Source organism: Paenisporosarcina sp. NPDC076907, from assembly GCF_050269735.1.
In the GTDB taxonomy this organism is placed as follows: Bacteria; Bacillota; Bacilli; order Bacillales_A; family Planococcaceae; genus Paenisporosarcina.
Window position 1 is genome coordinate 206,735 of sequence record NZ_JBNNIX010000001.1, and the last position, 23,633, is coordinate 230,367.

General features: G+C 38.8%; 22 protein-coding genes. 15 read left to right on the top strand and 7 right to left on the bottom strand.

Annotated features, from left to right (window positions below; genetic code table 11):
- Window positions 1-547 precede the first annotated feature (547 nt).
- Together ACQKEV_RS01065 and ACQKEV_RS01070 are read left to right on the top strand one after the other, a co-directional pair.
- Complete coding sequence (locus tag ACQKEV_RS01065; protein WP_427442531.1) at window positions 548-1,033, top strand: hypothetical protein; 486 nt, start codon at window positions 548-550, stop codon at window positions 1,031-1,033.
- A 218-nt stretch (window positions 1,034-1,251) separates the two neighbouring features.
- Complete coding sequence (locus tag ACQKEV_RS01070) at window positions 1,252-1,878, top strand: hypothetical protein (RefSeq protein ID WP_427442533.1); 627 nt, start codon at window positions 1,252-1,254, stop codon at window positions 1,876-1,878.
- A 235-nt stretch (window positions 1,879-2,113) separates the two neighbouring features.
- Here ACQKEV_RS01070 and ACQKEV_RS01075 read toward each other — a convergent pair whose 3' ends face one another.
- The 5 genes from ACQKEV_RS01075 to ACQKEV_RS01095 form a co-directional block, all read right to left on the bottom strand.
- Window positions 2,114-2,497 (bottom strand): hypothetical protein, encoded by a 384-nt coding sequence (locus ACQKEV_RS01075; RefSeq protein WP_427442534.1) that lies wholly within the window; start codon window positions 2,495-2,497, stop codon window positions 2,114-2,116.
- Between the two features lie 173 nt (window positions 2,498-2,670).
- Window positions 2,671-2,880: a hypothetical protein gene (locus tag ACQKEV_RS01080; RefSeq protein WP_427442536.1), complete on the bottom strand. Its 210-nt coding sequence runs from the start codon at window positions 2,878-2,880 to the stop codon at window positions 2,671-2,673.
- Window positions 2,881-3,328: 448 nt separating this feature from the next.
- Window positions 3,329-4,606 (bottom strand): IS110 family transposase, encoded by a 1,278-nt coding sequence (locus ACQKEV_RS01085; protein WP_427442538.1) that lies wholly within the window; start codon window positions 4,604-4,606, stop codon window positions 3,329-3,331.
- A 380-nt stretch (window positions 4,607-4,986) separates the two neighbouring features.
- Window positions 4,987-5,211: a hypothetical protein gene (locus ACQKEV_RS01090; protein ID WP_269927422.1), complete on the bottom strand. Its 225-nt coding sequence runs from the start codon at window positions 5,209-5,211 to the stop codon at window positions 4,987-4,989.
- Window positions 5,212-5,271: 60 nt separating this feature from the next.
- The gene (locus ACQKEV_RS01095) at window positions 5,272-7,116 is read right to left on the bottom strand and encodes a DNA ligase D (protein ID WP_427442542.1); all 1,845 of its coding nucleotides are present in this window, start codon (window positions 7,114-7,116) and stop codon (window positions 5,272-5,274) included.
- 115 nt (window positions 7,117-7,231) lie between these two features.
- Between ACQKEV_RS01095 and ACQKEV_RS01100 the strand changes: the two genes are divergently transcribed.
- The 5 genes from ACQKEV_RS01100 (at window position 7,232) to ACQKEV_RS01120 (ending at window position 12,581) form a co-directional block, all read left to right on the top strand.
- Window positions 7,232-8,053 carry a Ku protein gene (locus ACQKEV_RS01100; RefSeq protein ID WP_427442544.1) on the top strand — a complete coding sequence of 274 codons (822 nt, stop codon included), beginning with the start codon at window positions 7,232-7,234 and terminating at the stop codon, window positions 8,051-8,053.
- A gap of 82 nt (window positions 8,054-8,135) precedes the next feature.
- On the top strand, window positions 8,136-8,426 hold the full coding sequence (locus tag ACQKEV_RS01105; RefSeq protein WP_427442546.1) for a hypothetical protein: 291 nt from the start codon (window positions 8,136-8,138) through the stop codon (window positions 8,424-8,426).
- A 196-nt stretch (window positions 8,427-8,622) separates the two neighbouring features.
- Complete coding sequence (locus ACQKEV_RS01110) at window positions 8,623-10,140, top strand: spore germination protein (RefSeq protein WP_427442548.1); 1,518 nt, start codon at window positions 8,623-8,625, stop codon at window positions 10,138-10,140.
- Window positions 10,137-11,342 carry a Ger(x)C family spore germination protein gene (locus ACQKEV_RS01115; RefSeq protein WP_427442549.1) on the top strand — a complete coding sequence of 402 codons (1,206 nt, stop codon included), beginning with the start codon at window positions 10,137-10,139 and terminating at the stop codon, window positions 11,340-11,342. Before ACQKEV_RS01110 ends, ACQKEV_RS01115 begins: the two co-directional genes overlap by 4 nt.
- Window positions 11,343-11,492: 150 nt before the next feature.
- Entirely contained in the window at window positions 11,493-12,581 is a 1,089-nt protein-coding gene (locus tag ACQKEV_RS01120) for a GerAB/ArcD/ProY family transporter (RefSeq protein WP_427442551.1), read from the top strand.
- Window positions 12,582-12,924: 343 nt separating this feature from the next.
- Here ACQKEV_RS01120 and ACQKEV_RS01125 read toward each other — a convergent pair whose 3' ends face one another.
- Entirely contained in the window at window positions 12,925-14,112 is a 1,188-nt protein-coding gene (locus tag ACQKEV_RS01125; protein ID WP_427442553.1) for a CapA family protein, read from the bottom strand.
- A gap of 612 nt (window positions 14,113-14,724) precedes the next feature.
- Between ACQKEV_RS01125 and ACQKEV_RS01130 the strand changes: the two genes are divergently transcribed.
- The 6 genes from ACQKEV_RS01130 (at window position 14,725) to ACQKEV_RS01155 (ending at window position 20,145) form a co-directional block, all read left to right on the top strand.
- On the top strand, window positions 14,725-16,659 hold the full coding sequence (locus ACQKEV_RS01130) for an endonuclease MutS2 (RefSeq protein ID WP_427442555.1): 1,935 nt from the start codon (window positions 14,725-14,727) through the stop codon (window positions 16,657-16,659).
- Between the two features lie 286 nt (window positions 16,660-16,945).
- Window positions 16,946-17,131: a Spo0E family sporulation regulatory protein-aspartic acid phosphatase gene (locus tag ACQKEV_RS01135; RefSeq protein ID WP_427442557.1), complete on the top strand. Its 186-nt coding sequence runs from the start codon at window positions 16,946-16,948 to the stop codon at window positions 17,129-17,131.
- 200 nt (window positions 17,132-17,331) lie between these two features.
- Window positions 17,332-17,616 carry a YiaA/YiaB family inner membrane protein gene (locus tag ACQKEV_RS01140; protein ID WP_016428722.1) on the top strand — a complete coding sequence of 95 codons (285 nt, stop codon included), beginning with the start codon at window positions 17,332-17,334 and terminating at the stop codon, window positions 17,614-17,616.
- A 155-nt stretch (window positions 17,617-17,771) separates the two neighbouring features.
- A complete protein-coding gene (locus ACQKEV_RS01145) occupies window positions 17,772-18,722 on the top strand; it encodes a DUF2268 domain-containing protein (RefSeq protein ID WP_427442560.1) in 951 nt (316 codons plus the stop codon).
- Window positions 18,723-18,797: 75 nt separating this feature from the next.
- Window positions 18,798-19,238 carry an NUDIX hydrolase gene (locus ACQKEV_RS01150; protein ID WP_427442562.1) on the top strand — a complete coding sequence of 147 codons (441 nt, stop codon included), beginning with the start codon at window positions 18,798-18,800 and terminating at the stop codon, window positions 19,236-19,238.
- 379 nt (window positions 19,239-19,617) lie between these two features.
- Window positions 19,618-20,145 carry an AAA family ATPase gene (locus tag ACQKEV_RS01155; RefSeq protein ID WP_427442564.1) on the top strand — a complete coding sequence of 176 codons (528 nt, stop codon included), beginning with the start codon at window positions 19,618-19,620 and terminating at the stop codon, window positions 20,143-20,145.
- A gap of 232 nt (window positions 20,146-20,377) precedes the next feature.
- Here the strand turns inward: ACQKEV_RS01155 and ACQKEV_RS01160 are convergent, their stop codons facing one another.
- Window positions 20,378-21,592: an MFS transporter gene (locus tag ACQKEV_RS01160; RefSeq protein ID WP_427442566.1), complete on the bottom strand. Its 1,215-nt coding sequence runs from the start codon at window positions 21,590-21,592 to the stop codon at window positions 20,378-20,380.
- A gap of 442 nt (window positions 21,593-22,034) precedes the next feature.
- On the opposite strand from ACQKEV_RS01160, the gene ACQKEV_RS01165 reads away from it, so the two are divergent.
- Together ACQKEV_RS01165 and ACQKEV_RS01170 are read left to right on the top strand one after the other, a co-directional pair.
- Window positions 22,035-23,018, top strand: a complete 984-nt coding sequence (locus ACQKEV_RS01165; RefSeq protein WP_427442568.1) for a ring-cleaving dioxygenase — start codon at window positions 22,035-22,037, stop codon at window positions 23,016-23,018.
- Window positions 23,019-23,035: 17 nt separating this feature from the next.
- Window positions 23,036-23,632: an NADPH-dependent FMN reductase gene (locus ACQKEV_RS01170; RefSeq protein ID WP_427442570.1), complete on the top strand. Its 597-nt coding sequence runs from the start codon at window positions 23,036-23,038 to the stop codon at window positions 23,630-23,632.
- The last annotated feature ends 1 nt before the right edge of the window (window position 23,633 follow it).

The window sequence follows — 23,633 nt, forward strand, 5'->3', positions numbered from 1 at the left end:
TTCCAAATAAATATTCCTATGCTAATTAAAACAAATATTTTTCCGAATAACCTACCCCCTAAATAAATACATAAAAACATGATACACGCGAGAGTTATTAACCAGTGGACAATTCTTCTCTTTTTTTCTTTGTTCTTTTAGTAGTAATCCATGCATCTTTGTTAAGTTCTAAAGTCATAATTGTATGCCAAAACATAGTAATCATATAAATAATGAATAATAAACCTACTGCCCAAATGCTATCCAATAGAAAATAGCATAAAATCAATATTCCTATTAAAAACACGAAACTTGGTCCTTTCTCGAACTGTAATAAATGCAAGGTAAAAGTTTTTAATTAACCGGAAGCACTAAGTGGAAAACAGAAAAAGATACGTTTTACTAATGTATATGATGAACTAAATATTTTCATAATAAAAGGGTGCTTTGTGATACTATTGGACTAATATAAAATGGTGTATATAAACATAAAATGAAATGGTAATATTTACACTTAGGAATTAGAGACGTCTTAGGGTTCATTTTACTAGAAAGGAGGAAGAAATATATGAATAACACAACTTCATTTGATGACCTTCAATTTTATTCAATAGAAATTAACCAAATATTAACCAAACACATTGATAATGAGAATGTTATATTAAAATTTAATATTCGCTACAGCTTACCAGTACTCATTGGGGGAAAGAAATATCCCTTTCAAGAAGTGATAAGTTCCACCGAAGATTTAATTCAACGTATTAATGATATTATTGAATATATTGACAATTTAATGTTAAACTCTGAAATCTCGGATTTTGCTTTTGAAATAAAAGGCATGCAAGGGTTTTTAAAAAATTTATTTGTTGAAATTGACGCTTATTTGAAATTTATATGTTTACTGCAAGCTAAAACATACGGTACTAAAAAAGTTTCATATAAATTGCATAGTAGTTATTTGGATAATTACTATCGGGCCCAAGACATTCGAATTCAATCCGGAGACACAATGTCTGAAGTAGCATTAGCTTTAGGTCTGGGCATCACAAAATAATAAATATTAAATAACTTATCACCTTAAGTCTAGAATATATTTCATAAATATATAGAAACCTTTAAATGAAACGAGAATAACAAAATTGTATTAGAACTTTAATTCTATGTTATTTATAAAGAAATGTTGGCAACGTTTATAGAAGCCAAGTGAATAGAATACTGAAATTAAAAAAGAAGTGGTGCAATTAATAATTTTTCTAAAAGGGGGGATTATGTATGGACTTCTATACTCATAGTTCTTGGTATATTTTTGTAATAGCTATTTTTCTTGCTGATTTTTTAAATTTTTTCGGATTACATAACAATGGTTTGAAAAGTGGGAAAATTGAAGTAATATTCGGCATTGCTACTTGGATACTTATAATAGCAAGTTTCTTGTTTGAGGGATGGATTGGCGGGTTCGCGATTATTTTAATTTATTTTGTTTTCTTAGTGCCGGTAGGTTCAAGACTTTCATATATGATATTTAAATTGTTTAATCCTGATGCTGACCTATTAACTTATAAGTTATTTAAATTAAAAAATAATATGAAAATGGAAGAAAGAAAACCAATGGATTTTTCTATCAACAATATGCTAAAGAGTAGTGAGGAAACAACTAGATTACTCTCTTCTTTAAAAGGAAATCCAAACACGAATAGACTTTTGCACAGTATCGGGGAAGATGAAAGCAAGATAGATGAAATTTATGCTGGTTTATTGATGAGTGGAGCTGGGAAGTTCGTTGCTTTTTCTGTGGTATGTCATCCACACATATTAGCTGAATATATTAACTTGAAAAAACAAGAGGCTGTTTCAAAACTTGAGATTGCGTGGGAATTTTCTAGAAGATTGGGACGTTAATACTCGGATTTTTTTATCCTTAATAAAGGATTTTTGAACTATTAATGATTGTTTCCAACTCTACCGCATTATTGTCTGTGCGAATATAAAAAACGAGCTGTGACTAAGTCACAGCTCGTTTTTTAATTCTTTAGGTTATGGTGTAGTAAGGCTAGTACAATAAGAAAAAAAGCTGTCTAAGTAGCTCAATGATCTTCAAGTAAAGCACTCGTTGAATAATAAAAAACTCTCAAGATTAATTGAAATTTTTTGGAATTTTAACGAGAACATAATTTTTAGTCCACATTTGTGTAGTGGCAATTAATCTTTCTCCTTCTTTTTCAAAGAACAAACCAGCGCCATCTTTCTGTTTAAATTCCCATCCATTAGATTCAACCATTTGTTTTATATTTTCTTCAGCAATGGCAAGGCCTTTGTTTTCTTTACTTGTGATATACCACCTTGAATTACCTTCTAATGCAATTTCAACTATTTCACTATTCGATTCTTTCAGTTTTTCGATCGCTTCTTTTGCTGAAATACCTTCTATCGGAAGAGAAGGATAGTATAATTTATTAACAAATACAAACACGGCAATAATGACTAAAATTACACCTAAAATCAATCCAACTTTTTTCATAAAATTAACTCCTTTTCTAATAAATACGATTATTACTAAATATAAGTTCCAAGCGTTCAAACTTATTCTACTGATCGAACTGCTGGCTTGTTGAGATAGAAAAAAGCTTTACTTCTTATTGAAGTAAAGCATCCGTTAGTTCAATAAGATTGTAGTCACAGTATTATATTTTCTTAAGTGAGAATAACATTTCTAAGGCATCCGAGAGTATATCCTGTTGTCTCAATTGCATTTCTTAGCCTATGGTTATCCGTATTTTTCAAGTATTCAATGAGAAGAGGAACTGCATTTACATTTCTATTTGTCCCTACTTCCTCTAATATACTTTCTGCTTCCTCTATATTACTGCCTTCTATTGCATTTCTTAGGATATCTAAGTCCATTTCTCCAAATCCCTTCGCACCGAATAATCATTATTATTAATTTCAACAAATCATTAGGATTTCCTTCTTAAACTAACCTCCCTCAATAAACATTGATGTATCAACGGTTTACATCACTTCGTGATGTGAGGAAAAATATTTTTTTCGTTTGATATAAACATAGATTTGAATATATAGTTTTTATTACCATCTGGAGAGTACGCTTCGCTAAAACTAATGGTAATCATTAGCTTTAATTAGCCATTATGTGATGCACAATGGATCTCTGCGAAACTTATGATGACGGACCCTCCCATGTCTCTTAGCGTCAGTGCGCTTACATTCCTTCGTTCGGTCTATTCATAAGGCAGAGGCCTGCTAAGCTGCCCCGGGGACTCATGGTCTTAGTTTAGTTATGTTGCTGGCTTCTCCGTGTCATCCTTCTGTCATAAATCGATCATTGAAATGTTTACGCTGCCTCTGAGAGGCAGTAAAGATCCTTCATCATATACTGCTCATTAAAATGGACTTTCTTTTTACATATGCCGTGTAATACTTTCAGTAATTTTCCGCATAAGACCACCATCGACTGCTTTCCGCGTAAAGGATTCTGTTGACGAGTAGTGTAGTATTCATGAAGCTGTTTGAAGGCTTCGTTATGGCGAATAAGTGGAACGATTACCTTGAATAGAATATATCTAAGTCGCTTTCTACCACGTTTGGAGATCCGTTTTTGCCCCTTATGTTGCCCAGATGAATTTTCACGCAATGTTAATCCCGCTAGTTTGATGAGTTGGCGTGGATTTTCATAGATTGAAAAGCTTCCCACTTCCGATAACAGATCGACGATTGTTGCATCCCCCAATCCAGGTACAGAAGCGAGAAATTCGTATTCCGCAGTCGCTTTGGCCATTTCGGCCAATTGGCAATTTACCGTCTCAATTTCTTCTTCTAACAATCGGTACTGGCGTAGGAGCGTGGCGATTTCATGTCGTGCCATCTGCGTCCCTTCTGTCAGCCCAATTGAGTTTATAGCTACTTCAATGAGAAGCTTTGCTTTAGGTAGCTGCGGCGCTCTCATTCCTTTTACCTGACGGTAAAGAAAGACTAGCTCTTCAGCACTTTTCCCATCAATATCCTGCGGCAACGGAGTCATTTCGAGTGTCGCGAGTGCCATCTTTCCGAAAGCTGGGTAAACTTGTGAAAACTCCGGAAAATAACGATCGAGCCAACGAATGATTCGATTCTTAATACTCGCTAAGTCTTCCGTTAACTTTGAACGGAGGGTAGATCCGATTCGGAGTTCTGCTTCTACGTCTTTTAATAAACGTGGATAGCTAAAACGCCCATCTTTCATTAAGCGAGCAATGACTAAGGCATCTTTTTTATCGTTCTTAGTTGGCAAATTATCGTCCAATTCTTTTGAGCGTCTGACATGCATTGGATTCACCATAACGAGAGGAATACCATACTGATCAAGGAAACTAGCTAAGTTCATCCAGTAGTGGCCTGTAGGCTCAATTCCGACAATGACTTCCGTTTTCTTAGCTTCCTTCATCGTTTGGCGAATCTTTTCATACAAATTTTCAAAGCCTTGTTTTGATTGATGTACAGCAAAGGCTTTCTCGATCACTCGCCCTCGTTCATCAACAAAGCAAGCGTAATGAACACGCTTTGCAATGTCCATGCCTACGACGAGTGTATGTTCAGTCACTTGATTAAGTTTTTCATTCCATTTAAAATTCATAGAGAAGTCCTCCTGTTTGATGTTGGGTCAATTCGACGTTGACACTCAGCATCATACAAGAGGGCTCTTTTTCTTTCAAGAGCCTGAACATCCTTCAAACAGGAATGCTGCCCCGTTAGTTTAAGTGAAAAATTTCACAATATATTATTTATTTTAACATAATTATCCAGTATGGGTAACATAGCCTTATTGAAAGACCATAAAGTAAATAAACATAGATGCCATGAGCCAGTGTTAATGGGGTTTTTGGAGAAATGCGAATAGCCCCCCAATATGGGAGAAACCAAGAACAAAGCTAATTAGTTAAGGACAGCTGCAACAGCAGCTGTCCCTTTTTTGTGTTTTAAGTTTTCGCTTCGCTTATCGGGTGCTCTTCTTGTTCAATGTGAAGTTTCTGTATGCGCCGTAATTTCTTCGGCCAGGTCATGTTTTACTAAGTGCTCGCCAAGGTGGTCGCTACTGCAAAAGATTAAATCTTCATATACCACGCAGATGTCTTCTTCAAAGATTTCCCCATTGCAGTAATCGCAATTATAGACCACAATCGCTTGTTGTGGATCACTTGGCAGACCTGCACCTGTCACCATTGGATTTTCAATTTGCATCGATATCATCCTTACTTTTAATGGTTAGTTTCACCGAAATGAAGGAAGCAATTCGTAGAGTTACGCCTTACTTTTAACTAGTTCTTTCAATTGTCTTAATACATCCGCAAATTTCAATTCGTCTGCGTTCTCCCGGAAATCTCGGAAAGGGTTGCCTTTGTTTTTCAGTCGTTCCAAGACGGCAGGAATAGAGAATAAATCAGGTTTTAAGGATTCATTTACTTCATCCCAAGTTAACGGTGTCGCAATCAAACCTTGTTCGGTTCCTCTGGCTGAATAGGGCGCAATGATGGTTTTTCCTTCATGATGTTGCACATAATCCAAGTACAATTTGTTGTGTCGGTTCTTGATCAATCGCTCTGTCGTAAACCACTGGGGTTCCTGTTCGCATAAGAAGTCGCTAACAAATTTGGTGAACACCCGTGTTTCATTATAAGAAAATCGATTAAAAGGCAAGGGGATATACACTTGCAATCCTTTGCGACCTGATGTTTTCACAAACGAGTTCAAGCCAAATTGATCAAAAATGGCTTTCATTCGTTGCGCGGCTTCAATGGCGAGTGGAAACTCATGAACTGATGGTGGGTCTAAATCAAAAACAATCTCTGTCGGCTTGTCGGTCGCAATTGTCTGAAAAGGAATGTGAAATTCCAGTGCCAGCTGATTCCCGAGCCACATTAGGGATTCAAGATTATTGCACACCATATGTGTGATGTCATCTGCCTTTGACGTTGCAAGAAAATAGGGAATCGTGTCAGGCGCATTTTTCTGATAGAAGCTTTCGCCTTCCGCACCATGTGGGAAGCGGATAACAGTAAGATGGCGGTCCTGTAGGAAAGGCAACATGTGAGGAGAGACATGTTGCAAGTAAAGCAAGTAATCATCTTTGTTCAAACCTAGTAATGGCCACACGGGCTTGTCCGGATTCGTGATTTTTACATTTTCGGGTAGAGGATAAAGCTGACGTTGCATTTGTTTCCAATCGCAATCGGCAGGGTCTTTGTCAAAGACAAATGAATCAAATCGAGGTTCCCTTAAGTGTTTGCCATCAAAGTCAATACAGGCAATGTCGACGCAAATAGATGGTTCAAGTCCCCATATATTAGAAGAAATTAAAGTCCCATTTGATTCGAATAACGTTTTCAAAGTAGTTATTTCTTCTTTTTTCAGTCCATGACGAAACGTGACAACTTCAATCAACTTGCCTTTGGAGTAAATGGATCCATGGAAAAATCCATTGTTGTGATCGTATTTGGATAAGATTACTGTTACATATCTCCAGTTTTTAATTTTCATCCAGTGACCGGTACGTTTATCACTGTGCCATTTGCTCATTTTTTCCTTGGCGACAATGCCTTCCCCGTTATTAATTTTTACTTGATGCCACAATTTCTTACTATGTTTGGTTTCCTCCACCGTTTGAATGAGAGCTCGATCTTGATAGTTAACGGATTGTGGCAAGTTAAGGGATTTAAACACCTTACGAAGAAGCTGTTTGCGCGCTGAGAAAGATAAGCTGTGTTGAATTTCACCTTTACTGGTTAATATATCAAACGCAACATAATGACAAGGGAATTCCTGTGCATGCTGGTTAAGGACGCGTTGCGTGCGCATGCGACTTCTCATTTGGACAATGGAAAAGTTGCTTTGTTGATTATTCACCAAATAAACCAATTCACCGTCTAACATCAACGGCAAAAAAGAGCGGATATCTTGATAAATATCCTGACAAAAAGCCATAATTTCCGGAAACATCGGATTGAGCACTTTGCCGTTGCGGCTTTTAAGAGTTGGCGTTTCTTCTACCCATTCAAGAAGGCAACGAAAGCCATCGTATTTTACTTCGTACAACCAGTCTTTGCCCGTTGGAATGTCTGTTGCAGCAGTTAACAGCATCGGCTTCAAATTTTTATCCTACTCTCGGTTGTTTTTCCTAGCTTTTGTATTTTTCAGCACCTGATACATAAATTTAGGCGAAAAATGCATAGTAAGAAAAAGAAATAGAGGTGGTGAATCGAATATGCATACGGTTTGGAAAGGAAGCATCAGCTTTGGACTGGTGAATATTCCAGTCAAGCTCCACGCTGCGACAGAGAATAAAGATATTAAATTACGCCAATTACACAAAGAGTGTCACACGCCAATCAATTATCAAAAGGTATGTGAAGGCTGTAAAAAAGAAGTGCAAAGCGAAGACATCATCAAAGCTTACGAGTATTCGAAAAATAAATTTGTCGTGTTGGACGACGAAGAACTGGAGAAATTGAAAAAGGAAAATGATGATAAAGCAGTGGAAATCATTGATTTCGTGAAGTTGGAAGAAATTGATCCCATTTATTTTGAAAGAAGTTATTACATGGCACCGGATGGCGGAGGAGGAAAAGCGTATTCTCTTCTGAAAAAGGCTTTGACGGAATCGGGGAAAATTGGCGTGGCCAAAATCATGATCCGTTCAAAAGAACAGTTGGCAGTAGTCCGAGTTTACGAAGAAATATTAATAATGGAAACAATTCATTTTCCGGATGAAGTACGAAATGCGAAAGACGTACCAAATATTCCGAGTGAACCAGTGATCGTCCAGAAAGAACTGGATACGGCATTGTTATTGGTAGAGCAATTAACAACGAAATTCGAACCCGAAAAATACACAGATGATTACCGTACCGCATTAATGGAATTAATCGAAGACAAGAAAAATGGTAACAAGACAGTCACAGCAAGCGAAAAACAAGCTGCAGCCCCTTCAAATGTGACCGATTTAATGTCTGCACTTCAAGCCTCGCTGGATAAAACCAAAAAGAAAAAGCCGGCGACCCGAAAGAAAGCGGCAAAAACGTCTTAACATACAGGGGACGAGTGTCCTTTGTATGTTTTGCTTTTTTCAGCCTATCTCCTGTACCATAAAAGCAAAGGAGGGACGCCGGATGATGAATGAAAAGCAACACGCTGTGATTATTTACACGGTAGTCGAACGAAAAATCGACTTGTATTACAAATTGCAGAAAATCGCCACGCATCACGAACTGATGATTACCCCAGAATCTGTGAAGACAGCAAGAGCAGAGTTCACACTCAATCAAGTCCTGGACGTTTCCTACAAACCTTTTTCCTCAGAAGCGGGCATTCTATATCTCCATACCAATCAAGGCGTCTTTCCATTCAACATTCACAGCAATCCACAAATCTTTATCGATACGTTTCGTTCGTTTAAATAATAACTGCATGATTTGGTTAGGAGTCTAACACATTCCAAGATTCCTTCACTATTCCAACTGAATTCATCATACATAGTAAAACTTCTTTTAGAGTCTCGCCTTCAGAATAGGTGAGACTCTTTTTCTTTTTCCAAGTTTTTGCATAAAAATAGCCATTATAACAAAACATGAGTGTATATAAGGAGGTGTTCAAGGAATGAGCAAGCCCTTTTCGTTTTTTCAAAGAAAACGCCATAATTCGGAAACACCTGTTGTTCCGACATTAAAAACAGTGAATCAAGTATCCACAGTGTTGGCAAACAACATCCAGCAAATGCAGACGATATTCGGGGATAGTTCAGATGTTAGAATGATTCATTTCCTTGAAAAGCCGGTTCCTTTTGTACTCTATTATATTGAAGGATTAATTAATAAAAAACAGTTGGACTCATCGGTCATCGAACCAATCAATAACTGGCAGCGCACTAAAGGGAAAAGTGGTAAGGCAACTGATGTCATTCATCAATTGGACGTTTCAGCAGAGATCAGTTCGAACCAACAAGTGGAAGATGTCATTATGTCCATATTAAAAGGACAGGTAGCTATATTTGTTGAGGGTCTAAATGAAGCGTTTACTGTACCCTTGGAAACCTGGCCGTCCCGTGCAGTGGAAGAACCAATAGCCCAGACCATTGTTAGGGGTTCTAGAGAAGGGTTTACTGAAACACTGCTCGTCAACACGTCTTTGATTAGAAGAAGACTTATGGACCCAACTCTTCGATTTAAATCGTTTCAAGTTGGCAACATTACCAAAACACCGATTTTGGTGGCTTACTTGGAAAGCCAAGTGGAACAAGACGTACTTCAAGAAGTATTAAAAAGAGTTGCTAATGTAAATACCAATAAAGTATTTGAAAGTGGCATGCTGGAAGAGTTGATACAAGAGAAAGGCTATTCACCTTTCCCAACTTTTCAAGCGACGGAAAGACCGGATAGTGCCGCTGCAGCCCTTGTGGAAGGTAAAGTATTGATTATGATGGAGGGCACGCCATTTGCATTAATTACACCGACAACATTTATTTCCTTTTTCCAGGCTGCAGAAGATTATTATCACCATTTTGACATCTCTACGTTAACACGCTTCATCCGGATCATTGCCTTTTTTCTTTCTATTTCCCTATCGGCTATTTTCATTGCCGTTACAACTTATCACCATGAACTGATTCCGACCAGCTTGTTGGTTAGTCTTGCTGCTCAACGTGAAGGTGTTCCTTTTCCGGCTTTCGTTGAAGCATTATTAATGGAAATTATGTTTGAGATATTACGGGAAGCCGGCATACGAATGCCTAGACCGATTGGTTCAGCCGTATCCATCGTTGGGGCAATTGTTATTGGGGAGTCTGCAGTGGCAGCGGGCTTGGTGTCACCAGCCATTGTCATTGTGGTAGCCCTCTCTGCCATTTCAAGTTTTGTATCACCTTATTATGCACACAGTGGTGCGGCGAGATTGTTACGTTTCGTGAACATGACCTTTGCCGCGACAGCGGGCATTTTTGGCATCATTTTCTTCTTTTTGGGTCTACTAATTCATCTTTGTTCCCGTACATCGATGGGGAAACCGTTTTTTACGCCGATTCTATCCTTTCACCCTGATAAGCTGAAGGATGGTATTTTCAGGTTTCCATTATGGTGGACACAGACGAAGTTCCATCGGAAGCGGGCTCATAAATCATGAGAGGTTCTATTAAGTTTATATTGCTTTTATTGTTTGTCAGTTTGATGTTGGCAGGTTGCAAGGGGAAGTCGGAACTGAATGAAATTTTAATTGTTTCATCCATTGGCATAGACCAAGAAGGAGAAGAGACGGTTGTCCATTTACAAGTCGTTAATCCTAGCGGGCAAAGCAATGTTCAGGGATCAGGATCAGGAGGCACGGTTTACACGTACACGGAACGAGGGAAAACTTTATATGAAGCGGTGAAGAAAGTAAATAATATCCTCCCGCGTAAAGCCATGTTTTCGCATGTGACATGTATTGTCGTAGGGGAAGAATATGCAAGAGAGACAGGTATTTCCATGATTTTTGACTTTATCGAGCGGAATAATCAAATAAGAGATAATGTAGCAATGTTAGTGGCTAAGAACTCAAAAGCCAAAGATATATTGTCCTTGTATACGCCGATTTTCAAAAACCCTGCTGAATCGTTAAAGAATCGAATACAAATTGCGTCTGCCTCGACGGGAATATCAGAAGGAATCACAGAAAGAGAAGTTATTAACTGGACGTATGGGGATCACAGGGACCCGGTCATCCTTGGAGTAGAGCGGTTAAATTTATCTGAGATGGGAAAAGAAATGTCCAATCTAGAGAATATTAATGCAAACAATAAGACGTTTAAAATAACAGGGCTCGCTCTTTTTAATAAAGACCGTCTGACGGGTTGGTATGATGATAATCAAGCAATCGGTTGGGCGATGGTTAATAACAGGGTAAAAGAACCAATTATTATTACGGATGAATGTGAAAATGAGGATGGATACATTGGTTTCTCGGTGAAACATATTAAATCCAATGTAAAACCATTGGTTACAGACTCGGAAGTTACGTTTCAAGTAAACATTTCAGGTACTGCTGTTTTGCAAGAAATTACATGCAATATGGATGTCAGCGATCCCAATAATTTAATTGATATGGAAAAGCAAGTGGAAGCTGCCATAAAAGAAGATATTGAAAGAGCAGTAGAACAAGCAAAAGAACAAAAACTTGATGTTTTTGGATTCGGGAAATTAGTGTACGAAAAAGAGCCTAAAAAGTGGAAGGAAAAGTACAAAAAAGAGTGGGGAAACGAATTAGCAAACGTTAAGGTTGATCCAGTCATCTTTATTCGAATGGAATCTGTAGGAACAAGGGTGAACTCAATCCATGAAAAAGAATAGCAGACGATACCAATTTACGTTATCAATTCTTTGGTTGTTTACCATGGGATACACAAGCGTTTTTTTAATGAAGAAGCAAACGCTGCCATTTGCCGAATGGATTGGCGCCGTTTATGAACCAATATTTCAACTTTTCTTTGGTGGTAACTCATGAATCATTCCATTAGCCGCTGGCAGCTTGTTCTTCTAGTAATTAGTTTTATTTACGGTAGCTCTCTATTAATGGCCCCCGGCATAACAGCTGCTGCCTCTTATCGGGATGCTTGGATTTCGATGTTATTAGCTGTAGTGATGGGGTTATTGCTAAACGTCTTTTGGATGATGTTATTAAAGAGATATAACTATTTATCCATTTTCTCGATTGTGGAAAATGTGACCGGGAAATGGGTAGGCATGTTTATTAACTTGCTGATTGTATTCTATGGCATTCATTTAGCTGCTTACATCGTGCGCAATTTAAGTAACTTCATGGTCATCAATGTCATTCCTGATTCCAATGAGTGGACTTATCAAATCATGATTATTTTGCTGGCTATTTACTCTTGTTATTATGGATTGAACAATATGGCGAGTGTGAACGAATTTTTACTGCCATGGATGCTGTTACTCTTTGGCGTTTCAGTAGCATTAATCGCCAATAAGTTTGACATAAGTCAATTAAAGCCAGTTTTGAATGAAAGTTTCCTTTCAATCACACATGGTGCCTACAATACACTGGGATTCCCTTTCATCGAAATCATATTGTTAGGCGCAGTCTTTACCTTCGTCACACAAAAAGAAAAGTTAATGAAAAGTTATCTAATGGCCATATTATCTGCAGGATTTATCCTGGTCTTTACTGTTTTTCTGACAGTAGGTACAGAAGGTCCCTATATGGTTACCCGAATTACGTATTCAACCTATGCGATGATGAAGGACATCACCATCATCGAACTATTTGAACGAGTTGAAGTGGTAATTGCAGTGGTTTGGATTTTTGGGATTTTGGTAAAAATTTGTCTCTGTCTTTTTGCAGTTTTGAAAGGATTACAACACATATCAAAACACGAAAATTATCATCCTTTTTTACTTCCAGTTGGCATCATCACTTGGGTGATGAGCAATGAAATTCATCGAAATACGAGAGATTTCACTGACTTTGTGGCAAAATATTGGACACTGTGGTGGTTTACACTTTACGTAATTCTGGTATTAATCATGATGATTGGCATTGCTTTGAAGAAAGATAAACAGACATAAGGATAGCAGTGTGCTATCCTCTTTCAGGCTGATGACAAAAGAATACTTTCGCAGCATGAAAAGACACTTTTCCCGTAGTGAAACCTAAAAGAGAATTGTTTTAATTAGATTCTTGGTTGTAATATATGACGTTCACGTAGGTATAATTGGCGTTGACGTAGGAAAAATTGAGCTCCACGTAGGAAAAATCGACGTTCACGTTGTAAAAGTATCTTTTAGCATATACTTCTTCACGGCAAAACCACATCTGCATTTCTGAGTCTCACTTAGTATGCAGTTAAATTCAAACATTCTACAAACTGAAAAGAGGATAGCCAACATGCTATCCTCTTTCTTTACGTATTCATTTTTCAATAAACGTTAGGTCATTTGTATATGCATTCATATGTTTTTGTGTGTTTTCGTAGTGCAGCTGATGGCCAGGTAAGTAGGAGTCCGTCAACAAGTGCATTGGGATGACTTCAAAGTCGCGCTTGTCTTTGTAGTACCCATAAGTCGGGACGAAACTAGGATGATCTAAAAGGATAACCGTTTCCTCGGAATTCACGACTTTCGTGATTTCTACGCCACCAATGCCACCTGTCATTCTCTCCAAGCCTTCCTGGCCAGATAAAAAGTTTCCTAAGCTATACATGACGAATGTTCGCGTCCCGTCCGGTCGTTCAATCCAATCCACTGGTTGAAGAACATGTGGGTGATGGCCAATGATGATATCCACGCCCATTTGCGATAGTTCATTGGCTAACTTGATTTGTGTGTCGCTTGGCGTTTTTTCATATTCATTTCCCCAGTGCATGGACACAACCACCACATCCGAAATCGCTTTGGCCGCTTTCACGTCTTGTTCGATTAAAGGCAGGTCAATCAAATTAATTAAATAAGGTTTACCTTCAGGGACGGGCAAGCCATTTGTTCCATAACTATACGATAGAAAAGAAAACGTGATGTCATTCTTCGTAACCGTGCGAATCGTGTTCCGGTCTTCAGCCGATTTGAAAGCACCTGTATACGGCATCTCAATGTGATCCCAATAATTAATGGCGTTCAGAATGGCTTTTTCGCCTTTATCCAGTGTGTGATTGTTGGCAATGGTTACGATATCGATTCCAGCGTACTTCAAAGCATCTCCAATCTCATAAGGACTGTTGAAAAGGGGGTAACTGGAAAGACCCAGCTCCGCGCCACCAATCATCGTTTCTTGATTGGCAACGGCAAGATCGGCGCTTTCGATAATCGGTTTTACTTTCTCAAACATGTCAATGAAATCATAGGTACCATCAGGCGTTTTTGCATCTGTATACACGGGTTGATGAAGCAGTATATCGCCAATTGCTACAAGTTTAGCTTTAGTCACCACCGGCTTTTCAATTTTGAAAGCTTTGACTGGGACGGGTTTCAAAGGTTCTTTACCCTTTTCAATTTCCATTGCATTGGCAACCGGGACATTGTCTATTGGTAGCTCAGGAGCAGAAAACTGAGAACAGCCAACCAGGGACAGACATAAGGCAATTAATAAAAAGTACTTTTTCATATAGTTCCTCCAAAATATACATTTGCTACGATATAAAAAGAGTGCTAACAACTTGTATCGCAAATTAGTATCTAGTGTTGACAAAAGATACGACGATAATACGTATGTAGCAGTGAAGATTGATATGCTGGAAGAATGAAAAGTTTAATTATAGTATCTTTCCATTAGGGTATTCTAGAAATGGATGAAAAGTCCTTCCAAAATGGTATGCTATTATTGACAAAATTCTGACATTCGCATATTCTGAATGTGTTAAAGAAGAAAGATCCAAAAGAGGAGTTTGTTTATGAGTGTGGGAGTTCTTAACTAAACCGTCATTTTAATACGGTCTTGAAAGCAGTAAAAAACCAAGAATTACTTGGTTTATTCAGTATGCGCTTTTCAAGAATTGTTAAGAACAAGCATCATAGCAAAGAAGAATGGGGTATCCCAGCTATGGCATGTATTTGTCATCGCTTTTTTTGTGTCTAAAAACGGTCGTTCGTTTGATTTTTGTCAAACAAAGCCATTTTTGTGCGCAGATCAGGGGCTCCATTATTAGAAACATCTTCTAAGCCGTCATGAGTGTTTTCATGTCGGCTTTTTTGTTTGAAAATAGGGAGGACGAAAAAAATGAATCAACAAACCATTGATGTATTGGGATATCAGGAGATTTTACAGGAAGTTGGGAGCTTTGCGATTACGGAGCGGGCGAAGAACTCAATTGAAGGAATGCGACCAACAACGAATAAGAAAAGCATCGAACATGCATTAAGTGAAGTGCATGAAGCACTCCAAATTATGAAAATCAGTGCCAGTGTGCCGATTCATACATTGAACGACATGGAGCAATATATCGAACAAGCAAAGAAAGGATTATACATTCGGGCAGATCAATTTACCCGCGTACTTTCTTTCCTGGATCACTGCAATAAATTGAAGCGCTTTATGAAGGATAAACAGTATGCTGCACCGACTATTCATTTGTATGCTGAATCAATCGGAGACTTAAACGACTTGGAAGCGGAACTCACACGTTGTTTGAAACACGGGCAAGTAGACGATTATGCCACAAAAGAACTTTCGACCGTTCGAAGACAGTTGTCGATGCAACTGGCTAAAGTAAAGGAACGAGCTCAAACGATGGTGAAGTCAAAGACGTTTGCACCTTATTTACAGGAAGCGATGGTTTCAGAAAGAAATGGTCGATACGTGTTTGCCGTTAAAAGAGAGTATCGATCGAAAGTAAAAGGAACGGTGATTGATTCATCCGCATCGGGGGCTACTTTATTCATGGAGCCGAAAGAGTTGGAAGAGATGCAAGAATCGATTGACTATCTAAGAATTGCGGAAGAGCACGAAGTGGAGAAAATCTTGTATGAACTGACCGAAAAGTTTCTGGAACAGGAACTGGCCATCAGTATTGCGATGGACACGATGCATCATTACGACATCATTTTTGCGAAAGCGAAGTACAGTGTCTCCATTGATGGGGAACGTCCGATGTTGAATGAAGACTATATCATTTATTTGAATGGGGCTAGGCATCCTATGCTAAAAGGCAATGCCGTTCCTTTGTCCATCCATTTCGGGGAGAACGATCGGGCACTGGTCATTACGGGCCCGAATACAGGGGGGAAAACCGTCACGCTCAAAACCATCGGACTACTGACCATGATGGCTCAGACAGGCTTGTACATTCCAGCAGAAAAGGGAAGCAGTCTTCACCTTTTCCATCGAATTTATGTGGATATAGGTGATGGCCAAAGCATTGAAGCAAATTTAAGTACATTCAGTTCACGCCTTTTGAATATCATCGACATCTTGAAGAAAACCGATAATCAGTCACTCGTTCTGCTAGATGAGCTTGGCTCAGGAACGGATCCGAGTGAAGGGATGGCATTGGCCATCGTTATCCTGGAGCAGTTGTTTGAAAAAGGGGCGACGTTGTTTGCGACGACCCATTACAGTGAAATGAAAGATTTTGCCGACCGAAAAGATGGGTTTGTGAATGGTTCGATGGAATTCGATCTCGAGACGTTGCGTCCTACGTATCGTTTGTTGCTTGGGCAAAGCGGAAAAAGTCAGGCGTTTGATATTGCATTGAAGCTCGGATTACACCCGCAGTTGATCCGAAAAGCGCAAGACATATCGTATAAAGGTGAGCCGTCAACTATTCAAACTGCAAATGAAGTGGATTTGAAGGACCTCCACTACGTGCAGCAAATCACGACAAATAAATATGCAAGAAAAACGAAACTGCAAAAGGAAGTCATTGAAGAAAAAGTAGCGCAGTTTGAACAAGGGGACAATGTGACGATCACTGCCACGAGTGAGACGGGCATTGTGTATAAAGGGCCCGACAGCAATGGGAACTACATTGTGCAAGTGAAAGGTGATAAGAAAGCCTTCAACCATAAACGTTTACAGCTGCACATTAAAGGCAGTGAACTTTATCCGGAAAACTATGATTACGATATCATTTTTAAATCTAAAACGTATCGTAAAGTAAAGAAACAGCTTAATCGTAAACATGTAAAAGGCTTAAGTTTGGAGGATGAAGAGTAAGCCGAATGCCACAAGAAGCAATTCAGCTTTCTGTGGTTTCTTTTTGAGAAAAATGACTTATTTGCACAATATGTTGTGTCGAAAAATAAAATTAATACCATATATTGATTTCAAGAAATAGCCGTTATATAATTGAAATGTATAGTAAATGGTGTAACCTAAAAGGGAAAACCCCTTCTGCAAACATGCTTATTAGACAACCGAAGCCCTGTGTTTAAAACGCTTTTCTGACTGACTGCTACAACTATGTGCTCTCAAAATCATATGGGTATGGAGGAAGGGAAATATGAAGACGCAACCTATGGGTAAAACGAACGTGACACTAAAGCAGATTAACTGTAAAAAAAGAGAAATGTATAAGAAAGCAAAACACTTAGGCATGAGCCATCCAAGCGTTGTTGTGTGCAGCCAAGAATTGGATGAGTTACTTAATCAGTATCAAGGGATTTACCAATTCAATTTTGTCGTCTAGCCATCCATCAAATGTTTCAGATTCAAACGTATATAAGGCAGAAGAAAGGCATCAAGCCCTTTCTTCTGTCTTTGTTTTTACTTACACAATTACACTGGTCTGAAAAATGTGAAAATACAATTATTTATTATGAAATACCTAAAAATTCCACTCATATCCTATATAATAAAAAGTAAATATAGAGAAAAGAAGGGGATTTTATGTATCCAACAAAATACAGAAGACGCAATACGGTAGCCTTTACCGTCCTGGCGTATTTTACATTCTTTGCAGGAGTAGTCATGTTCGCAATCGGTCTATATAATGCAGACAACTTACAATTAAACGAAAAAGGGTATTATATCGCAGTGATGATTTTGGTCGCAGTCGGTGCAATCCTTACTCAAAAAGTTACGCGTGATAACGCGGAAGACAACGATATCCTGGCAGAACAGGAAAGACAATTTAACAATACAAGAATTCCTAGTGGATCGAAGGAATCGTAATAAAACTTGAAGAAATCGCACTCCGATTGGGGTGCTTTTTGTTTGAGGTGAATCAAAAAACATTGGAACTTTTTTACTTTTTATCCGTATAAGTAAATAACACAAATCAGGTGTGTACGTGGTCATTTTAACCCCATCCATCGGAGGAATTTACTTTGAAAAAATTGACGTGCATCTTCATGATATTCAGCCTTTTACTCACCCTAGTTAGTTGTTCCAATGAAACTGAAAAAGTAGCACATCCAAAAGAAACGAAGTTTCAAACACCGGTTGTCTTTGAGCATAAAGGACAGGAGTTTAAAATCCACACCTATTATCAAGAGTTTGAAGATTTCCTAGAAAGTGCGAAAAAACAGCCCGAAAAGGTAGATGAGCTATATCGACAATCGGTCGTTGAGGCATTCAGAGTCGTGCACGGGTATTCGTATATTAATCATTGGATGTTCACTCCACCCACTGACATAAAGGCTTTGGAGAAGTCAATGGATGCTTTAGTCGACAAACAGGAACGCATCAATGAGTTGATTGCTGAGGCGTTAAAAGAATCTGCTGAACAACTTCCAGGCGGGAACAAGTCCGTCTATGTAATGCCTGCTATTCCTGAAATGAAAGAATTTTTGAAAGTCATGAGTTATGTGTCAGGGGAGGTCTGGAACAAAAACACGATTATCATTCTAATTGATCCTGAATTTCTAGAAGAGCACTTAAAGTATACAGTTGCCCACGAGTATCATCATGGTGTCGCATTGGAGCAGGCTGGCGTATACTCCGTGTTAGATAGAAGTGTAATGGAGGGGAAGGCAGATGCCTTCGCGAAGATGATCTATCCTAATGTTGAGGTACCTTGGATTGAACCATTGGCAGGTCCTGCTAAAGAACAAGCCTGGAAGCTTTTTATGGAAAATCGAGATTCCACGGATCTAGAACTGTGGTATGAATTCTTTAATGGAAACCCTGCTAAAGGACTTCCACAATGGTCCAATTATAAAATTGGCTATCAAATAATGGAGAGCTTCCAAAAAGAGAATCCAGACGTATCCCTAGAAGAGTGGACGAAGTTGCCGGGAGAGGAAATTTTGTTGATGAGTAAGTATAAGGATGAGTGAAAGTATCAATATTACTCGTGAGAATCATATCGAAGATTTTAAGAACGAAAATGTTGAACACATGGAGGAAATAGTATGTTTATTGTAAATGTCGAGGGTGCAATCTATCACAACGAAAAGTGGCTGTTAATCAGACGCAGCGAGAAAGAAGAACACGCTGGTGGAGAACTGTCTCTGGTTGGCGGACAGGTTGACAAAGAAGGCGTCTCTACAGACATTTTAGAAAGAACACTAATAAGAGAAATTGCGGAAGAAGTGGGCATTGAGGTTGCCAATCTTAGGTATGTAAATAGTTCATCCTTTGTTACGGATTCAAGAGAGAATGTTGTCGACATCGTGTTTCTTTGCGATCACCAATCGGGCGAAGCGTTTGCTAAGAGCCCGGATGAAGTGGATGAAGTTTTGTGGATGACAACCGAAGAAATCATGAATCATCAAGATTTGCCTGTTTATTTAAAGCACAATATTAAACTTGCGGATAAATTGGCACAGCAACATACAATAGTCAGTTTTTAAGTCATGAAGAAAGATACAGAGGGGAAAAGAATGAAGAACAATCCAAGGAAAAAAGAAGATGGTTTTTTAAGACAGATGAACAGGGAGATTCGAGATTCGATCCTAGCTGAGATTATTATAGGTATCCTCACCTTTATCCCGAGACTGCTCATTCGTATAGTAAGAAATTTATTTTAATTATTGTAGATCGCCAGATGAGGATTTAGCTAACAGCAGTAAGCTCAAAAAAATCGCTAATTCACTTATGATAACCCGTTCAGTTTACTGGTACAAAAAGCTCTTTTGTTATTCAACTAACAAGTTAGTTTAGTAAAAATTCGATTGAATATTAACTTAAGGGAATGTAGGAATTCACATCAAAAAGTGTAGGAGAATACAGATGTTTGAAAAATTCAATTTTGACTTAATTCATAGTGAACGAAATGATGTAACTCCTTTAGTGGTGATGATGTGTGGAGTGGCTGGTTCTGGGAAAACTACTTTTTCACAATTATTAGAAAAGGAAGGTTTTGTACGTCTTTCTATTGATGAAGAAATATGGGCCACTAATGGTCGTTGGGGGATTGATTTCCCAATGGGTAAATTTGAGGAATACAGGAAAGATGCAGAAAGAAAATTACGCAACCGTTTAATAAAGTTAATTCACGATAAACAACAGGTGGTAATTGACTTCAGTTTTTGGGATCGAGTAAGAAGGAACCAATATAAAAAACTTATAGAGGATTCTGGCGGTAAATGGAAACTTATCTATTTAAAAGTTCATCCAAATGATTTACGTGAACGACTTAAGATACGTAATAAAAGTTTTGATGCAAATTCGTTCCCTATTTCTGAAGAACTTCTAACTTCTTACCTGAATGGTTTTGAAGTTCCAAATGGTGAAGGAGAAATTGTAATTATAAATTAGACCACTCAAATAACTTCAAATTTAATTTTACAAAGAATGAAATAAATATCTTCTAGATGTATCTCTCCAAGTATTAAAATGATGAACAAAAATAAGAAAGCCTTAGGCATTTAATAGAGCCCAATTCATATGCGAATTTGGGCTCTTTTTGTGTTTAATTTAGGTTTCGTACTAGATAACTGAACGGGTGGCAATTAAGGATTAGCGGTTACATTAGTTATTTGCTCTCATATTAAATCGTCGTTTTAGGCGTTCTTCCATAACGGACATAGACGGCATAAAACAATGCGGCACTTAACAGTCTAAGGCCTGAGTTCAGATACATGGCATTTTCGACTCCCCATATATTCAACAGCCAGATACCGACTTGTGGTGCAAGAAATGCCATGAATGCTAGCAGTACGTTGTATGTGGTGATGCAGTATGTGCGAGTTGCTTCGGGTGATTGTTCAAGTAACAGATTGAACAAAAGTAATACGACTCCGGACAAGAAGAATCCAGATAGGGTTTGGACCGCAGTTAAATAATACAAATTGGTTGATAACACCGTTAAAAAGGGAGTAGTCGCCATCCCGATTGCTGCCCATACGAAGACACGGACATTCGATTTGCGCTCCGCCCATTTCTTCCATAGAGGGAACGTCAATATCTGCATCAACATATTACCCGCGGAAAACATACTGATCCAAAAAATCGTCGCTCCAACAACACGTACATGATAAATATTGAAAATTCCCCATGCCATTTGCCAAGCGAAATTGAAAAACAAGGCTGCGACTAAAAACCATACATAGTTTGAATGCTTGAAAATGGACCAATCCATCAATTTCTTTTTCAATACCGGTCCTTCCGCAATAGAAGGATTTTCTTTATGCTTCATCATCAGGAAGGCTTCGACTAAGCCAAAGCCGAAAGCAATGGCGAATAAAACTTGATAGGCTGTGGTGTTCTCCGAAAAGTCCTTCATCACGATGCCGATAAGCAAAGTGGATACTAGACCGACCATTGTCAGCAAACGATTACGGTCACTAAAGAACTCGCCACGCCGCGATTCATTAATCATGCCACTGATTAACGTCTGCCAACCGATATTCGCTACCGTATTCGGTATGCTCATAAAGGCGATAATACCGAGGAATGCCCATGCTTGCATAGACTCGGTAGGCAAGTAAACAAGTACGACAATTAATAAAAACATAACGCGTGCCAGGACAATCGACAGCGACACCAATTTTTTATATTCGTGCGCTCGGTTCACCAGTATGGCTGCAGGAATGGTCATCAACAGAGCTATCAGTGGAGGCAAAGAACTGATCAACCCGACTTGGTAATTGGTTGCATTCAGAATGGTAATCGCAAATATCGGAAAAAAGTTATTGGAAAAATTCATGGCAACGGTCGAAGCCATGCCGTTGTATATACTGATTTTCTCGTTATAAGGTCTCATAAGAATCTCCGTCAAAATTCAAAGAATAGGTGGATATATTTTGAATTATAAACGTGTCCGAGTGGAATACAAGTGCTTCGAGACCCAAAATTTTTTTGGCGCTTTAAATTGCATACTACACTGGATATACAGACAACCATAGCACCTAACGTTTCTCAGCAATTTAAAGTCAAAGTGTTTACGTTTAAATAAATGTATGGTATTATTATCTCGAATTAAAGATAAATTAATTCAAGATTAATTGAATTTGAATTGCCGAATCTTAATCTTAAAGCTATAAGCATCATTGTGTGGCCTGCAAATGCTAAAGTGGAGCTGCAATGCGCTCATTCCAACAGAATTTTCATCTTTGGAACTGCTTATTATCGAAGTTTAAATTTTTTTAATCATATATCTCGAATTCGAGATAAATATATATCATCTAAAAAGGAGCGGATTTTTAATGAACGAAATAAAAGGAATCCATCATGTAACTGCGATTACCAGCAGTGCAGAAAAGAACTATGAGTTTTTCACGTATGTATTAGGTATGAGATTGGTCAAGAAAACAGTGAACCAGGATGACATAAAGACATACCATTTGTTCTTTGCAGATGACAAAGGATCAGCGGGTACGGATATGACGTTTTTTGATTTTCCAGGCATCCAGAAAGGGACACATGGAACGAACGAAATTTATAAAACTGCATTCCGTGTTCCAACTGATGAAGCTTTGAATTACTGGATGAAGCGTTTCGATAAATACGAAGTGAAACACAAAGGTATTCAAGAAGTGTTCGGCAAGAAAACCATTTCGTTCGTGGACTTTGATGATCAGCAATACATGTTGATTTCAGATGAGAACAACGAAGGGATAGCCTCAGGAACACCGTGGCAAAATGGTCCGGTTCCACTGGAATTCGCGATCACGGGCTTGGGTCCGATTCACATCCGAGTTGCAGAATTTGATCAGTTGAAAGAAGTACTGGAAAAAGCGATGCTGATGCGCGAAATCGCAAAAGAAGGTTCCTTCCATCTCTTCGAAGTAGGAGAAGGCGGTAACGGGGCTCAAGTGATTGTGGAACATAACATCTTGCTCCCTCGAGGACACCAAGGGTTCGGTACGATCCACCATGCGGCATTCCGTGTGGCCGATACCAACGTCTTACAGGAATGGATCGACCGCATGGAACAATTCGGATTCAACACATCCGGTTATGTCGATCGTTTCTTCTTTGAATCGCTTTACGCTCGAGTGGCACAAGGAATTCTTTTTGAATGGGCAACAGACGGCCCAGGCTTTATGGGGGATGAGCCATACGAAACGGTAGGAGAAAAACTATCCTTGCCTCCATTCTTGGAACCAAAACGCGTACAGATTGAACAAATGGTACGTTCGATTGACACCGTGCGCAGTACATTAACGATTAATAAAGAGTATTTGTAGGGAGGTGAAAGAACAAAATGGGAATTTTCAATAGATTATTTGGAACAAAAAAAGAGGAGGAAACAACAATGACAAAATTAAACATCGGAATTATTCTAGGTTCAACACGTGAAGGGCGCTTAAGCCCACAAGTAGGAAACTGGGTAAAGGAATTGGCAGATAAGCGCGGAGACGCGAACTATACGATTATCGACATCGCGGATTATAAATTGCCGCTACTTGGTGAAAGTGGCGCAGACGCTTCAGGTGCAGCTGCGTGGTCTGAAGCAGTCGCAGCGCAGGACGGATTCGTTTTCATCGTACAAGAATACAACCACTCGATTACTGGGGCACTTAAAAACGCATTGGATTATTTGCGCGTGGAATGGAACAACAAAGCGGCCGGCATCGTTTCATACGGTTCAGTCGGAGGCGCTCGTGCGGCAGAACATTTACGTGGAATTCTAGGAGAATTATCGGTAGCAGATGTACGCGTACACCCTGCATTGTCTTTATTCACTGACTTTGAAAACGGAGCAGAACTGAAACCGGCTCCAGTCCAAGCGGATTCCGTCAACCAAATGCTAGATCAAGTTATTCCTTGGTCAACTGCATTAAAAACTATACGTCAATAAT

Excerpts from the sequence above, each read along its gene's own strand:
- ACQKEV_RS01065 (WP_427442531.1), top strand. The coding sequence starts at position 548 with ATGAATAACACAACTTCATTTGATGACCTTCAATTTTATTCAATAGAA.
- ACQKEV_RS01070 (WP_427442533.1), top strand. The coding sequence starts at position 1,252 with ATGGACTTCTATACTCATAGTTCTTGGTATATTTTTGTAATAGCTATT.
- ACQKEV_RS01075 (WP_427442534.1), bottom strand. The coding sequence starts at position 2,497 with ATGAAAAAAGTTGGATTGATTTTAGGTGTAATTTTAGTCATTATTGCC.
- ACQKEV_RS01080 (WP_427442536.1), bottom strand. The coding sequence starts at position 2,880 with ATGGACTTAGATATCCTAAGAAATGCAATAGAAGGCAGTAATATAGAG.
- ACQKEV_RS01085 (WP_427442538.1), bottom strand. The coding sequence starts at position 4,606 with ATGAATTTTAAATGGAATGAAAAACTTAATCAAGTGACTGAACATACA.
- ACQKEV_RS01090 (WP_269927422.1), bottom strand. The coding sequence starts at position 5,211 with ATGCAAATTGAAAATCCAATGGTGACAGGTGCAGGTCTGCCAAGTGAT.
- ACQKEV_RS01100 (WP_427442544.1), top strand. The coding sequence starts at position 7,232 with ATGCATACGGTTTGGAAAGGAAGCATCAGCTTTGGACTGGTGAATATT.
- ACQKEV_RS01105 (WP_427442546.1), top strand. The coding sequence starts at position 8,136 with ATGATGAATGAAAAGCAACACGCTGTGATTATTTACACGGTAGTCGAA.
- ACQKEV_RS01110 (WP_427442548.1), top strand. The coding sequence starts at position 8,623 with ATGAGCAAGCCCTTTTCGTTTTTTCAAAGAAAACGCCATAATTCGGAA.
- ACQKEV_RS01115 (WP_427442549.1), top strand. The coding sequence starts at position 10,137 with ATGAGAGGTTCTATTAAGTTTATATTGCTTTTATTGTTTGTCAGTTTG.
- ACQKEV_RS01120 (WP_427442551.1), top strand. The coding sequence starts at position 11,493 with ATGAATCATTCCATTAGCCGCTGGCAGCTTGTTCTTCTAGTAATTAGT.
- ACQKEV_RS01125 (WP_427442553.1), bottom strand. The coding sequence starts at position 14,112 with ATGAAAAAGTACTTTTTATTAATTGCCTTATGTCTGTCCCTGGTTGGC.
- ACQKEV_RS01130 (WP_427442555.1), top strand. The coding sequence starts at position 14,725 with ATGAATCAACAAACCATTGATGTATTGGGATATCAGGAGATTTTACAG.
- ACQKEV_RS01135 (WP_427442557.1), top strand. The coding sequence starts at position 16,946 with ATGAAGACGCAACCTATGGGTAAAACGAACGTGACACTAAAGCAGATT.
- ACQKEV_RS01140 (WP_016428722.1), top strand. The coding sequence starts at position 17,332 with ATGTATCCAACAAAATACAGAAGACGCAATACGGTAGCCTTTACCGTC.
- ACQKEV_RS01150 (WP_427442562.1), top strand. The coding sequence starts at position 18,798 with ATGTTTATTGTAAATGTCGAGGGTGCAATCTATCACAACGAAAAGTGG.
- ACQKEV_RS01155 (WP_427442564.1), top strand. The coding sequence starts at position 19,618 with ATGTTTGAAAAATTCAATTTTGACTTAATTCATAGTGAACGAAATGAT.
- ACQKEV_RS01160 (WP_427442566.1), bottom strand. The coding sequence starts at position 21,592 with ATGAGACCTTATAACGAGAAAATCAGTATATACAACGGCATGGCTTCG.
- ACQKEV_RS01165 (WP_427442568.1), top strand. The coding sequence starts at position 22,035 with ATGAACGAAATAAAAGGAATCCATCATGTAACTGCGATTACCAGCAGT.
- ACQKEV_RS01170 (WP_427442570.1), top strand. The coding sequence starts at position 23,036 with ATGGGAATTTTCAATAGATTATTTGGAACAAAAAAAGAGGAGGAAACA.